The 13080-nt window shown below is 70.1% G+C and carries 11 protein-coding genes; 3 read left to right on the top strand and 8 right to left on the bottom strand.

Annotated features, from left to right (window positions below; genetic code table 11):
- Positions 1–74 precede the first annotated feature (74 nt).
- Positions 75–1739 (top strand): urocanate hydratase, encoded by a 1665-nt coding sequence (gene hutU, locus CH341_RS13420; RefSeq protein WP_111419531.1) that lies wholly within the window; start codon positions 75–77, stop codon positions 1737–1739.
- Between the two features lie 6 nt (positions 1740–1745).
- Here hutU and CH341_RS13415 read toward each other — a convergent pair whose 3' ends face one another.
- The gene (locus tag CH341_RS13415) at positions 1746–2546 is read right to left on the bottom strand and encodes a hypothetical protein (RefSeq protein ID WP_111419530.1); all 801 of its coding nucleotides are present in this window, start codon (positions 2544–2546) and stop codon (positions 1746–1748) included.
- Positions 2547–2604: 58 nt separating this feature from the next.
- The gene (locus CH341_RS13410; protein WP_111419529.1) at positions 2605–3114 is read right to left on the bottom strand and encodes an OsmC family protein; all 510 of its coding nucleotides are present in this window, start codon (positions 3112–3114) and stop codon (positions 2605–2607) included.
- A 345-nt stretch (positions 3115–3459) separates the two neighbouring features.
- Between CH341_RS13410 and CH341_RS13405 the strand changes: the two genes are divergently transcribed.
- Positions 3460–6102, top strand: coding sequence for an ATP-binding protein (locus CH341_RS13405; RefSeq protein WP_170149614.1), 2643 nt, complete (start codon positions 3460–3462; stop codon positions 6100–6102).
- An 89-nt stretch (positions 6103–6191) separates the two neighbouring features.
- Here the strand turns inward: CH341_RS13405 and CH341_RS36305 are convergent, their stop codons facing one another.
- The 6 genes from CH341_RS36305 to CH341_RS13375 all read right to left on the bottom strand — a co-directional run bounded on the left by CH341_RS36305 (position 6192) and on the right by CH341_RS13375 (position 11782).
- The gene (locus CH341_RS36305; RefSeq protein WP_111419527.1) at positions 6192–7208 is read right to left on the bottom strand and encodes a xanthine dehydrogenase family protein molybdopterin-binding subunit; all 1017 of its coding nucleotides are present in this window, start codon (positions 7206–7208) and stop codon (positions 6192–6194) included.
- Positions 7205–8620, bottom strand: a complete 1416-nt coding sequence (locus CH341_RS36300) for a xanthine dehydrogenase family protein molybdopterin-binding subunit (RefSeq protein WP_111419526.1) — start codon at positions 8618–8620, stop codon at positions 7205–7207. The genes CH341_RS36305 and CH341_RS36300 overlap by 4 nt, the downstream gene beginning before the upstream one ends.
- Before the next feature lie 5 nt (positions 8621–8625).
- On the bottom strand, positions 8626–9159 hold the full coding sequence (locus tag CH341_RS13390) for a (2Fe-2S)-binding protein (protein ID WP_111419525.1): 534 nt from the start codon (positions 9157–9159) through the stop codon (positions 8626–8628).
- Positions 9156–10043, bottom strand: a complete 888-nt coding sequence (locus tag CH341_RS13385; protein ID WP_111419524.1) for an FAD binding domain-containing protein — start codon at positions 10041–10043, stop codon at positions 9156–9158. The genes CH341_RS13390 and CH341_RS13385 overlap by 4 nt, the downstream gene beginning before the upstream one ends.
- A gap of 448 nt (positions 10044–10491) precedes the next feature.
- Positions 10492–11247: an urease accessory protein UreF gene (locus CH341_RS13380; RefSeq protein ID WP_111419523.1), complete on the bottom strand. Its 756-nt coding sequence runs from the start codon at positions 11245–11247 to the stop codon at positions 10492–10494.
- A complete protein-coding gene (locus CH341_RS13375) occupies positions 11213–11782 on the bottom strand; it encodes an urease accessory protein UreE (protein WP_111419522.1) in 570 nt (189 codons plus the stop codon). The genes CH341_RS13380 and CH341_RS13375 overlap by 35 nt, the downstream gene beginning before the upstream one ends.
- A 183-nt stretch (positions 11783–11965) precedes the next feature.
- On the opposite strand from CH341_RS13375, the gene CH341_RS13370 reads away from it, so the two are divergent.
- Positions 11966–12976, top strand: a complete 1011-nt coding sequence (locus CH341_RS13370; RefSeq protein WP_111419521.1) for a TRAP transporter substrate-binding protein — start codon at positions 11966–11968, stop codon at positions 12974–12976.
- Positions 12977–13080 lie beyond the last annotated feature (104 nt).

Below are 13080 nucleotides of genomic sequence, written 5' to 3'. Positions count from 1 at the left end.
CTCGGTGTTCGTGTCTGGATTCCGGGTTCGCCGCTGCGCGGCGCCCCGGAATGACCAGCCAGAGGACCAAACAGATGACCCGCATCGACAACGCCCGCACCATCCGCGCGCCGCACGGCAACACGCTCTCGGCCAAGAGCTGGCTCACCGAGGCGCCGCTGCGGATGCTGATGAACAACCTCGATCCCGACGTCGCCGAGAAGCCGGGCGAGCTCGTCGTCTACGGCGGCATCGGCCGCGCCGCACGCAACTGGGAGAGCTTCGATCGTATCGTCGCGGCGCTGAAATCGCTCGAGGCCGACCAGACCCTACTGGTGCAGTCCGGCAAGCCGGTGGCGGTGCTGACCACGCATGCCGACGCGCCGCGCGTTCTCATCGCCAATTCGAACCTGGTGCCGCACTGGGGCACCTGGGAGCACTTCAACGAGCTCGATCGAAAAGGCCTGATGATGTACGGCCAGATGACGGCCGGCTCGTGGATCTATATCGGCTCGCAGGGCATCGTGCAGGGCACCTACGAGACCTTCGCCGAGATGGGCCGCCGGCACTACGGCGGCGACCTCGCCGGCCGCTGGATCCTCACCGCCGGTCTCGGCGGCATGGGCGGCGCCCAGCCGCTCGCTGCCGTGATGGCGGGCGCCTCCTGCCTGGTCGTCGAGTGCCAGCCGAGCCGCATCGAGATGCGGCTGCGCACCGGTTATCTGGACGTCAAGGCCGAGAGCCTCGACGAGGCGCTGGAGATCATCCGACGCTCCTGCGCCGACAAGACGCCGCTGTCGGTCGGCGTGCTCGGCAACGCCGCCGAGATCTTCCCCGAGCTGTTCCGCCGCGGCGTGCGGCCCGACGCCGTCACCGATCAGACCTCGGCGCACGACCCGGTCAACGGCTATCTGCCGAAAGGCTGGACGCTCGCCGAGTGGGAGGCGAAGCGCGAGATCGACCCCAAGGCGGTCGCGGCCGCGGCGAAGCGCTCGATGGTCGATCACGTCCGGGCGATGCTCGACTTCCACCGCGCCGGCGTGCCGACCGTCGACTACGGCAACAACATCCGCCAGATGGCGCAGGACGAGGGCCTCGCCGACGCGTTCGCGTTCCCGGGCTTCGTGCCGGCCTATATCCGACCGATGTTCTGCCGCGGCATCGGCCCGTTCCGCTGGGCCGCGCTGTCCGGCGACCCCGCCGACATCCTTCGCGCCGACGAGGCGGTCAAGGCGCTGCTGCCGAACGACAAGAGCCTGCACACCTGGATCGACATGGCGCAGAAGCGCATCAAGTTCCAGGGACTGCCGGCGCGCATCTGCTGGCTCGGGCTCGGCGACCGCCACCGCGTCGGCCTCGCCTTCAACGAGATGGTCGCCAAAGGCGAGATCAGCGCGCCGATCGTGATCGGACGCGATCATCTCGACTCCGGCAGCGTCGCGAGCCCGAACCGCGAGACCGAGGCGATGCTGGACGGCTCCGATGCGGTGTCGGACTGGCCGCTGCTCAACGCATTGGTCAACTGCGCCAGCGGCGCCACCTGGGTGTCGATCCATCACGGCGGCGGCGTCGGCATCGGCTACTCGCAGCACGCCGGCATGGTGATCGTCGCGGACGGGACCGAGGGCGCCGCGCGACGACTCGCCCGCGTGCTGTGGAACGACCCCGCCACCGGCGTCATCCGCCACGCCGACGCCGGCTACGAGCTGGCCCAGGATTGCGCCCGCGACAAAGGCCTGATCATGCCGAGCCTGGGGTGAGGCGGATCACCGCCGTGCCACGCCGCGCCGCGGCCTTCGCACCAGCAGCACCGCGAGGTTGAAGCCCACCGCGACGGCGAGGGCGAGGGCGAGCCCCGGCCAGACGCCGAGACGCGGCACCGACAGGTGGATCACCAGGCAGGCGGTCGTGAAGCCGACCAGGCCCACGAGCGCATTGGCGATGATGGCCGCCGTCGCCGGGCCGCCGAGGCGCGGCTGCAGGATGATCACGAAGCTCAGCAGCACCACGGGGAAGGCCGAGAGGAGGCCGGTGAAGCCGGTGCCGAGCCACGCGCTCCCCGTCACCACGAAGCCGACCAGGCTCGCCACCATCACGGCGCGGGCCGGGATGTCGTACCAGCGCCGCCGGGCGAGCGGGGCCGCGGCGTGGCGCCAGCGCGACGCCAGGGCGACGCAGCCGAGCAGCACGGCGAAGACCACGACCACGGCCGGGCCGGTCGACCACGGCACCGCCTGCACCACCAGACCGGCCAGGAACCACGCCGCGAGCGCCGTCAGCGCGCTCGCCACGATGCCGTGCCGCTGCGCCGCCAGCACGTAGGCGAGCGCGAAGATGCCGTTGGGAATGTTGGCCGTGAAGCTCGCCAGTGCGGCCGCCGCGATGAAGTCGGCCGAATGGTCGAGGGCGAGAAAGACGTAGGCCGGCCCGGTCGAGGTCGGCAGCGTCGCGATCATGGCACCGAGGAGCGCGCCGGCCCGCTCGGCCGCGAGCGTCGCCACCACGACGATCAGGGCCGTGGTCGCCATCTTGGCGGCGAGCGGCAGCAGTGCGAGATCGGGGGACATCGGGTACGCCGGGCGCGATCAGGAGAAGGAACCCGCACCGGCGTCGCGGCGCAAGGCTTCAGGCGCGGTCGAGCCGCACCTGGACCGGCGGGCCGTTGCGGATGGTCTGGTAGACCACGCAGTAGCGCTCGGTCAACTTGAGGAGCTGATCGAGCTGCTCCTGCGGCGCATCGGTATCGACCGTGAAGGTCAGCCGGATCTCGGCGAAGCCGACCGGCGCGTCCTTGGCGACGCCGAGCGTGCCGCGGAAGTCGAGGTCGCCCTCGGCCGCCACGCTGCCGCTGTTCAGCGGGATGGCCAGCGCCGTCGCCACCGCCTTCAACGTCACCCCGGCACAGGCGACCAGGGCCTCGAGCAGCATGTCGCCCGAGCACAGCTCCAGCCCGGTGCCGCCGGTCGCCGGATGCAGTCCGGCGACCGCCAGCGCGCGGCCGGTCTCCACCTTGCAGGCGATGCTGGTGTCGTCGAGCGTCCCCGTCGCCTTCAGCGTGATCATGGCGGCGGCAGGGTCGGCCTTGTAGCGCTCCTTGATGGGGGCCTGCAGGGCACGCAGCGCGGTCGCATCCATGGGGACGTCTCCCGGGTTCGGGGGTTGCGGGTCGGCGCGCACGTTACAGGCCGGCGCGGCTCGCGCAAAGGGCCTCCGGGCCATCGGCTAAGTCTCTGTGAATACGTTCTGTTTGACTGGACCTCGACATTCCGTCACCTTGTCTGAAACGACTTTGCGTGTTCCGAGCCGTCCCGACGTGCCGCCATCGTCGGCGCTGCCCGCCAGCCACGTTTCGATGCCGTGTCAGAGTTTCAGATGATGACAACGCATCGCGCGGACACTGCCCCACCCCAACCCGAACGGGCCGAGATCATTTCCAGGACCTTTCAGTTCCTCGCCGACGGCGGCGAGATGGGCGCGCTCATGCGGGCGCACGATTGGACCCAGTCGCCGCTCGGACCGCCGGAGCGTTGGCCCGACGCGCTCAAGATGACGGTCAGCATCTGCCTGAACTCGCGCTTCCCCATGGTGATCTGGTGGGGACCCGACTTCGTGATGCTCTATAACGACGCCTACCGCCCGATCCTCGGCATGACCAAGCACCCGGCCAGCCTCGGGCGCCCGGGCCGGGCGATCTGGCCGGAGACCTGGAGCATCATCGGGCCTCAGCTCGAGAGCATCTGGCACGGCGAGGCGACCTGGTCGCACGACGTGCTGCTGCCGCTCGACCGCAACAACTATCTGGAAGAAGCCTACTTCACCTACTCCTACAGCCCGATCAAGCACGCCGACGGCCGCGTCGGCGGCGTCTTCACGGCCGTCACCGAGACGACCGAGCGGGTGCTGGGCGAGCGGCGCCTGCGCATCCTGCGCGAGCTCGCGGCCCAGACGGCGGAGACCCGCACGGTCGCCGACGCCGGCCGGCGCGCGCTCGATGTCCTGGGCGCCGACAATCCAGACATCCCGATCGCGCTCCTGTATCTGCTCGACGAGGAGCGCGGCACCATCAAGGCCGCCGGCGCCTGTCGGGTGCCGGCCGACAAGCACGCCGCCGAGGTCGGGCTCGACGACGACGACGACCCTTGGGCCGTGGCGCGGGTGATCCGCACCGGCGAGCCGGCCCTGGTCGACTATCTGCCGTTCCGCTTCGGCTCGCTCGCCGGGCCGGTCTGGCCCGAGCCGGTCAAGCGCGCACTGGTGCTGCCGGTGCCGCGCCTCGGCACCGGCGGCACGACCTGCGGCGCCGTCGTGATCGGCATCAACCCGCGCCGCGCCTTCGACGACGACTATCGCGGCTTCCTCGATCTGATCGTCGGGCACATCGCCAGCGCGATCTCCAATGCCCGCGCCAGCGAGGAGGAGCGCCGCCGCACCGACGAGCTGGCGCAGCTCGAGGCGCGCTTCCGCGATCTCGCCGACTCGGCGCCGGTGATGATCTGGGTGTCGGATCCGTCCGGCCTGTGCACCTGGTTCAACCGGCCGTGGCTCACCTTCACGGGCCGAGGCCTGGAGGAATCGCTCGGCGAGGACTGGCTCGCCGCCGTCCATCCGGACGACCGCGCGCGGTGCGCCAGCGTCTATCGCTCCGCCTTCGAGCAGCGCGAGCCGTTCCGGCTGGAGTTCCGCCTGCGCCGGCACGACGGCGAATGGTGCCAGGTGGACGACACCGGCGTGCCGCACTACGCGGCGGACGGTGCCTTCATGGGCTTCATCGGAAGCTGCGTCGACGTCAGCGACGCGCGGCGCTGGGAGGCGGCGCTGCGCAAGGGGCGCGAGGATCTGATCCGCCTCAACGAGACGCTGGAGACCCGGGTCGCCGAGCGCACCGAGGATCTCGCCGCGGCCAACCGCCAGCTCCTCGCCCAGATCGAGGAGCGCGAGCAGGTCGAATCGACGCTGCGCCAGATGCAGCGGCTCGATGCGGTCGGCCAGCTCACCTCGGGCGTCGCGCACGACTTCAACAATCTGCTCACCGTCATTCTCGGCAATGCCAGCTATCTGGAGCGGCTGTGGGCCGAGGCCGACGATCCCAAGCTGATGCGGCGCATCACCCACATCCGCATCGCGGCCGAGCGAGGCGCCAAGCTGATCGCCCAGCTCCTCGCCTTCTCGCGCCGCCAGCGGCTGGAGCCGCGCGCCGTCGACCTCAACGACACCATCGCGCGCATGCGCGAGCTGCTCGCCACCACGATGGGCGGCGGCATCGAGATCGAGACCGTGCCGTCGCCCGAGCCCTGGTCGGCGCTGGTCGACCCGACCCAGCTCGAGCTCGTGGTGCTCAACCTCGCCATCAATGCGCGCGACGCCATGCAGGTGGGCGGCCGGCTGACGGTGCGCACCGCCAATGTCACGCGCGGCGACCCGATGCGGCCGGAGCAGCCCGCGGCGGGCGAGTATGTCGAGCTCGCCGTGGCCGACACCGGCACCGGCATGCCCGACGAGGTTCTGGCCAAGGCGTTCGAGCCGTTCTTCACCACCAAGACGGTCGGCAAGGGATCGGGCCTCGGCCTGTCCCAGGTGCTCGGCTTCGCCAAGCAGTCGGGCGGCGGCGTCTCGATCGAGACGGAACCGGACCACGGCACCACGGTGCGGGTGTTCTTTCCGCGCGCCCCGCTCGTCGACGAGACCGAGCAAGCCGCAGGACAGGAGATGCCGGTCGGACGGCCGGCGTCGGCCTGCGTGCTGGTGGTCGACGACGACGACGACGTCCGCCACGTCACCGCGGCGATGCTGGAGGGCCTCGGCCACCGCGTCGTCGAGGCCGGTAGCGGCGGCGCCGCGCTGGAGCGGCTCGCGGCGCGCGACGACATCGACCTCGCCCTGATCGACTTCGCCATGCCGGGCATGAGCGGGCTGGACCTCGCCCGCGAGGCGCGGGTGCGCCGTCCGGCGCTGCCGATCCTGTTCATCACCGGCTATGCCGACTCCACCGTGCTGGCCGGGGTGCGCCACGAGCACATCCTGCGCAAGCCGTTTCTGGATGCCGAGCTCGACCGTCGCATCCGGGCCGTCCTCGCCAACAAGCGCGCCGGCACGGTCGACGCCCTGATGTCGATCCAGCGGTAGCGGGCAGACCGCCGAAGAAAAACGGCGCCTTTCGGCGCCGTCAGGGGGTCGAGGCGGCCGTCTTCCGCGGCCGCGGTTACGGTGACGGATCAGGCCGGGATCTGCTTCTGCTCCATGGCGCGCTTGGCCTTGATGGCGGCGAGCACGCGCTCGGCCGTCGCCGGCAGCGCCGTGATGCGCACGCCGACCGCGTCGTAGATGGCGTTGGTGATGGCCGCCGCCGTGGGCACGAGGCTCGGCTCGCCCACCGCCTTGGCGCCGAACGGGCCGGTCTCGTCGTACGAGTCGACGATGTCGCTCTCCACCACCGGCATGTCGAGCGTGGTCGGCATGATGTAGTTGGTCAGGTTGGGGTTGAGCTGCCGGCCCTGCTTGTCGAACAGGATCTCCTCCTGCAGCGCGAAGCCGAGCCCCATGAACACGCCGCCCTCGATCTGGCCTTCGACCAGCATCGGGTTGATGGCGGTGCCGCAGTCGTGCGACGCCGTCACCCGCAGCACCTCGACCTCGCCGGTCTCGTCGTCGACGTCGATCTCGGCGATCTGGGTGGCGTAGACATAGGTGCCGAACGGCTTGCCCTGGCCGGTCTCGGGGTCGAGCGGTACGGTCGGCGGATTCCACGAGGCGCTGCCGATCGGCGGCGTGCCGTTGACGAGGTGGGCGCGCAGCGCGACGTCGGCGATCGGAGCGCTGCGGGCCGGGAAGCCCTTCACCTGGATCTTGTGGTCCTTGGCCTCGAGCTGGCTGGTCTTCACGCCGAGCATCTGGGACGCCACCTCGAACAGCGTGTCGCGCGCCTCGGCCGCCGCCGCCGCGATGGCGTTGCCGGTGATGTAGGTGGTGCGGCTGGCGATGGCGCCGGTGTCCATCGGACAGGTGTCGGTGTCGCCCGAGACGATGTGGATGTCGTTCGGGGCGATTCCGAGCGCTTCCGCCGCGATCTGCGACAGCACGCCGAGCGCGCCCTGGCCGGTCTCCACCGTGCCGGTGAGGACGACGGCGGTGCCGTCCTCGTTGACCTTCACGACGGCGCCCGACGGGTTCGCCGCCACCGTGAAGCCGACCGGATACCACATGCTCGCGATGCCGCGTCCGCGCCGTTTCATGAGCGGGCCTCCCAGCCGAACTTCTTCACCGCGTTCTCCAGCGACTCCTTCACCTTGACGCTGTGCAACACCTGGCCCGTGGAGCTGATCGAGCCTTCGCGGAACATGTTGCGCACGCGGATCTCGATCGGATCGATGCCGAGGTCGCGGGCGATCTCGTCCATCTGGGACTCGTAGGCGAAGCACACCTGCGGGGCGCCGAAGCCGCGCATCGAGCCGGCCGTCGTCTTGTTGGTGTAGACGACGTAGCCCTCGGCGAGCGAGTTCGGAATCTCGTAGGGGCCGGTGGAAAGGATGCAGGCCTTGCCCAGCGTCGTCTCGGAGAACGAGCAGTAGGCCCCGCCGTCCAGCACCATGCGGACCTGACGGGCGATCAGCCGCCCGTCCTTGGTCACGCCGGTCTTGTAGTCCATGGTGAAGGCGTGCCGGATGGTCGAGGCGACGAACTCCTCGACGCGGGTGAAGCGGCCCTTCACCGGGCGGCCGGCCTTCTTGGCGAGCAACGCCAGCACGGGCTCGTGGCGGATCTCGTTCTTGCCGCCGAAATTGCCGCCCACCACGGTGCCGATCACCCGGATGCGGCTGATCGGGATGCCGAGCGTGCGGGACATGTCGCAGCGCGCCAGCGTGATGCGTCCGATCGAGGCATAGACGGTGAGGCGGCCGTTGGCGTCCCAGTCGGCGATGGAGGTGAAAGGCTCCATCGGCGCGTGCTCGATGCCGGGCGTGTAATAGCGGCCCTCGTAGATCCGATAGGCCTGGGCGAAGCCCTTCTCGACGTCGCCGCGCTTGATGATCTTGGAGGCGTAGACATTGGTGTCGCCGCCATGGACCTTGTGCGAGTCCGGCTTGAGCGCCTCGATCGCGTCGTAGACGCCGGGCAGCGGCTCGTACTCGACCTCGATGGCGTCGATCGCCGCCTCGGCGATCTGTTCCGTCACGGCCGCGACCGCGGCGACGCCGTCGCCGGCGTGGCGGACGATCGGGGCGGCGAGCAGCGGCTGGTCCTGCAGGCTCGGCCCGAAGGAGTTGACCGGGATCTCGCTGCCGACCAGCACGGCCTTGACGCCCGGCATCGCCTCGGCCTTCGAGGTGTCGATGCGCACGATCCGGGCCGATGCGACGCCGGCCCGCTTGATCTTGGCGAACAGCATGCCAGGCAGCGCGATGTCGTCGATGTAGCGGGTCAGCCCGAGGCCGTGATTGCGGCTGTCCGGGCGTTGCGCGCGAAGTCCGACGGCGCGGGTCTGCTCGCCGACCTGCGGCACCAGCGGCGGCTCCAGCGGCAGCGCGGTCGGCGGCGCCACGGCCGGCAGCCGCAGCGCCTCGTCGCTCCGCCGCAGCGTCTCGACGGGAGCGACGCGCTCCTTCTCCAGGACGGACACGTCTCGTTCCATCACATCGTCGGCCATGCGTCTCACCTCTGCGGAAGCGCTGCGAGCGCGGGGGTGGCGGGGGTCTTGGTCGCCAGGGTCGCCGGGGTCGTGGTCGACTGCAGCATCTCGGCGGCCTCGTGCACGCCTTCGATCATCTTCTGATAACCGGTGCAGCGACACAAGTTCCCGGCGAGCGCGTTGCGGATCTCCGCCGTGGTCGGGTTCGGGATCTCGTCCAGCAGCGCCTTCGAGCTCATGATCACGCCGGGGCCGCAGAAGCCGCATTGCAGCGCACCCGTCTCCTCGAACACCTTTTGGAGCGGATGCAGTCCCTCGCGGGTGGCGAGGCCCTCGATGGTCGTCACGGTGCGGCCGTCCGCCTGGCCGGCCAGCATCAGGCAGGCGTTCACGGCCTTGCCGTCGACGATCACGGTGCAGGCGCCGCAGTCGCCGACGTCGCAGCCGGTCTTCGCGCCGGTGAGCAGGAAGTGCTCGCGCAGCAGCACGAGCAACGTGGTCTCGGGCGGCACCGAGGCGGAGCGGACTTCGCCGTTGACGGTGATGGTGACGTTCACGATGCGATGTCCTTCCGGTTCGGCGTGGCGCGCCCGTGGGCGGCCAGGAGGGCGCGCTTCACCAGCACGGCGACGAGGTCGCGGCGGTAGTCGGCCGTCGCGCGGAAATCGGTGATCGGCTTGGCCTCGGTGGCGGCGATGCGGCCGGCCTCGGCCATCGCATCCTCGGTGACGGGCCGCCCGGCCAGATAGGCCTCGGCCTTGGGCGCGCGGATGACGGTCGGCGCGACGGCACCGAGCGCGATGGTCGGCTCGGTGAACAGGCCTTCGCCGGCCCAGAAGCTCGCCGCGGCGTTGACCAACGCGAGCGCCTGGCCCTTGCGCAGCCCGAACTTCTGAAAGCCGGTCGGCTTGCCGACATTGCGCTTCGGAATCACGATCTCGACCAGAATCTCCCCGAAGGCGAGCGAGGTTTTCCGCGGCCCCACGAACAGATCGGCGAGGCCGATGGTGCGGCGGCCCGACGGGCCCAGGATCGTGACGCTCGCCTCGAGCGCCAGCAGCGTCGGCCCCGAATCCATCGACGGCACGCAGGTGACGAGATTGCCGGCGATGCTGCCGAGATTGCGGGTCTGCACCGCGCCGATCGACAGCGCCGCCTCGGCGAGCGCCGGCAGCGTGTCGCGGATCAAAGGCGAGTTCACGATCTCGGAATGCGTGACCATGGCGCCGATACGCAGCCCGGCCTCGGTGATCGCGATGCCCTTCAGGTCGGCGCAGCGCGAGATGTCGACCATCACGGCAGGCGGCGGATGCGGCGTGAGCTTGAGGTCGGCGAGCAGGTCGGTGCCGCCGGCGAGCAGCTTGGCGCCCTTGCCGTACTCGGCGAGCAGCGCGACGGCGTGCTCGGAGTCCTGCGCCGCGACGTATCCGAACGGTTTCATGCATGAGCCTCGGCGGTGGGCCGGCCGGCTCGCCCTGTCGTGCTGAGCGCTCTGGCGCTGCCGCGTCCCTCGGGGACCACGGCGCGGAGCGCACGACCTGGGGCAGAGACGTAACCGGCTGAACGACGACGAAAACCTGCATGTTTCGCGGAAGCCCGACAAGCCCAGGAAACACGGGCCTCATCGTCGCAGGGCGCAGAACTCGGGCGCGGTTCTCTCGACAGCGATACCGGAGACGGGCGAAAAACCGCGCTTTATCAGAAGCGTTCTGCTGTACGCAGCAATTCGTGACGGCAGGGACCTAAATCTATGCCGGCACGCATGAAATTCCGCCGTCGCCTGCATTGCGCTGCAGCACGGATCGCCAAAGTCCCTGCTGCGCTGCGGGAGACGTGATCAGATCGCGCGAGGCACGACGTCGCGCGACCTTACCTCCGCCGGCGCGTCGTCAGCTCCGGAACAGCCGTGTGTATTGCGTCTCGTGCCGCATCGCCGCCAGATCGGCCCGGAACGCGGCGCTGCCGACGGCATCGAGCGGTACAGTCTCGGCGCGAGCGCAAGCCGCGGCGACGGCCGGCTCGAGCGCGGCCAGGACGCGCTGGCCGTCGGTCTGGCCGAGCGGCACGAGGCGGACCCCGGCCGAGATCAGGTTGGCCACCAGAGCGTGGGCAAAGGCATGGAGGGCCGGTGCCAGGGCGATGCCGTGGCCGGCCGTCACCACCGCGACCGCGATCGGGTAGGCGATCGTCCCGTCCGGGGCGAGCGGAAGGTGGGCGAGCGCGGCGCAGGGCCAGGCCGACTGCACGGCCGCGACGAAGGCCTTGCCCTGGGTGGTCGTCTCGAGGAACCGCTCGGCCGAGGGGGCGAGCGCCAGCGCGAGCTCGGCCGTCTCGGCGAGAGCGGCGGCGTCGCCCTGCATCGTCGCCCGATGCGCGTGACCGAACAGGGCCGCGTCGCAGAACAGGCCGCCGTCACGGACCAGGACCCGGAGCCAGCGGCAGAGGCTGTCGGCATCACGGATGTCACCGGCCTCGACGGCCCATTCCAGGCCGCTCGAATAGGCGAAGGCGCCCACCGGAAAAGACGGCGACAGCCAGGCGAGCAGCCGGTACAGCGCCGCGCCCGGCACGGCCGCAGCGACCGAAGCGGCAGACGGACCTTCGGCCACCTCAGCCGTCATGCCGGTGAGGGTGTCCGTGCGCATGAGAATGGCCGTGCTCGTGGCCGTGATCGTGCTCGTGGTGGTGATGGGAATGATCGTGGCCGTGATGATGGTCGTCGTCGTGCGCGTGGCCGTGCGCCGGGGCGTGATCGTAGGCGCCGGACTCCGGATCGAACGGCGCGTCGACGGGCGCGAGTGCGGCGCCGAGCCCGCGCAGCATGTCCTCCAGCACGTGGTCGCGGCGGATTCGCAGCCGCTCGCCGACCACCTGGACCTCGGTGTGGCGGTTACCGATGTGCCAGGCGAGCCGGGCGAGATCGGCTGCGCTCCTGGCGGTCACCTCGACCAGCGGCTCGGGCCTGGCCGTCACCAGCACGACCGAGCCGTCCTCCAGCAGCAGGCCGTCGCCGTCGCGCAGCCGCGTCGCCTCCGCCAGATCCAGCAGGAATGTCGTGCCGCCCTCCCCGGTCATCACCACGCGGCGGCGGTGGCGGTCCTCCGCGTCGAGCAGGACCCGATCGGCGACGGCAGCGCCCGACGCATTCCCGCGGGGCAGCACAGCGGTGGCTCGCAACATCGGTCCTCGCTTCCTCCGTCTCGTCCCACTCTTCATACCAGGGTCGCCGGACAGACCCGCGTTTTGGCGGGATCGCCCAGCGATTGAGCAGCGTGATAGCGTTTCGCGCAGCGTCCGAGATCGCCGACGCCCCCGCCGCACGCTTCCCTGCTTCCGCGCCACCCATAGCCATCGGGGAATGCCATGAACAGCCTTCTCGACACCACCCGCCTGTCCCGCCGCACCGTCCTGGCCGGCGCCGCCGCCTCCGCCCTGATCGGGACCCGGGCCCGAGCCGCCGAGTTCGATTGGCGGCTCGGCCTGAGCCAGCCCCTCGACAGCCCGAACGTCATCCGGCTCAAGGAGATGGCCGACGCCATCCGGGCCGAGACCGGCGGCCGGCTGACCATCACGGTGCACGGCGCCGGGGCGCTGGGCTCCGACAGCAAGATGCTGGAGATGGTCCAGAAGGGCGAGCTGGAGCTCTACAACGCCGGCAACGTGCTCGGCCCCATCGTGCCGGTGGCCGAGATGCCCGGGCTGCCGTTCGTCTTCAAGTCGCCCGCCGAGGTGTTCAAGGCGCTCGACGGCGACCTCGGCGACTACATCCACGACGAGCTGCTGGCCAAGGGCATCTGGTCGTTCCGCTACTGGCTCGACAACGGCTTCCACCACCTCACCACGAGCACCAAGCCAATCCGCACCGTGGAGGATCTGGCCGGCATGACGATCCGGACGCCGGTGCAGAAGATGACGGTCGACTTCTTCGAGACGCTCGGCGCCAAGCCGAAAACGTTCACGCTCAACCGCCTCTACGAGGTGCTGAAGGACAAGACCTGCGACGGCCAGACCGACCCGCTCGGGCTGATCGTCCTGATGAAGCTCTACGAGGTGCAGACCTATCTCAGCATGACCAACCACTGGTGGTCCGGCTTCACCTTCACGGCGAGCCTCGACGCCTGGAAGAGGCTGCCCGACGACCTCAAGGCCGTGGTCGAGAAGCACGCCAGGACCATGGCGCTGGCCCAACGGCAGGACGTCGCCAAGCTGACGGACGCGGCGGTCGGAATCCTGAAGAGCAAGGGCATGATCGTCAACGACTGCGACACCGCCGGCTTCAAGGCGCCGCTCGCCGGCTTCTATGCGCGGTGGAAAGGCGTCTACGGCGACAAGGCCTGGGCGCTCCTGGAGAAGCACGTCGGCAAGCTGGTGTAGCTTCTTACCCTCTCCCGTCGGGAGAGGGTCGTACATCGCCGACTTCCCCCATGTGAAGCGCTGGCTCGACACCATGCTGGCGCGGCCCGCCGTGGCGCGCGGCA

Origin of the sequence: Rhodoplanes roseus (genome assembly GCF_003258865.1) — a bacterium.
Classification (GTDB): domain Bacteria; phylum Pseudomonadota; class Alphaproteobacteria; order Rhizobiales; family Xanthobacteraceae; genus Rhodoplanes; species Rhodoplanes roseus.
Note: the sequence above shows the minus strand (reverse complement) of the source record. Positions and strands in the feature narration are given on the sequence as shown.

Coding starts and splice junctions, on each gene's coding strand:
- hutU (WP_111419531.1), top strand. CDS start 75: ATGACCCGCATCGACAACGCCCGCACCATCCGCGCGCCGCACGGCAAC.
- CH341_RS13415 (WP_111419530.1), bottom strand. CDS start 2,546: ATGTCCCCCGATCTCGCACTGCTGCCGCTCGCCGCCAAGATGGCGACC.
- CH341_RS13410 (WP_111419529.1), bottom strand. CDS start 3,114: ATGGATGCGACCGCGCTGCGTGCCCTGCAGGCCCCCATCAAGGAGCGC.
- CH341_RS13405 (WP_170149614.1), top strand. CDS start 3,460: ATGCGGGCGCACGATTGGACCCAGTCGCCGCTCGGACCGCCGGAGCGT.
- CH341_RS36305 (WP_111419527.1), bottom strand. CDS start 7,208: ATGAAACGGCGCGGACGCGGCATCGCGAGCATGTGGTATCCGGTCGGC.
- CH341_RS36300 (WP_111419526.1), bottom strand. CDS start 8,620: ATGGCCGACGATGTGATGGAACGAGACGTGTCCGTCCTGGAGAAGGAG.
- CH341_RS13385 (WP_111419524.1), bottom strand. CDS start 10,043: ATGAAACCGTTCGGATACGTCGCGGCGCAGGACTCCGAGCACGCCGTC.
- CH341_RS13380 (WP_111419523.1), bottom strand. CDS start 11,247: ATGCGCACGGACACCCTCACCGGCATGACGGCTGAGGTGGCCGAAGGT.
- CH341_RS13375 (WP_111419522.1), bottom strand. CDS start 11,782: ATGTTGCGAGCCACCGCTGTGCTGCCCCGCGGGAATGCGTCGGGCGCT.
- CH341_RS13370 (WP_111419521.1), top strand. CDS start 11,966: ATGAACAGCCTTCTCGACACCACCCGCCTGTCCCGCCGCACCGTCCTG.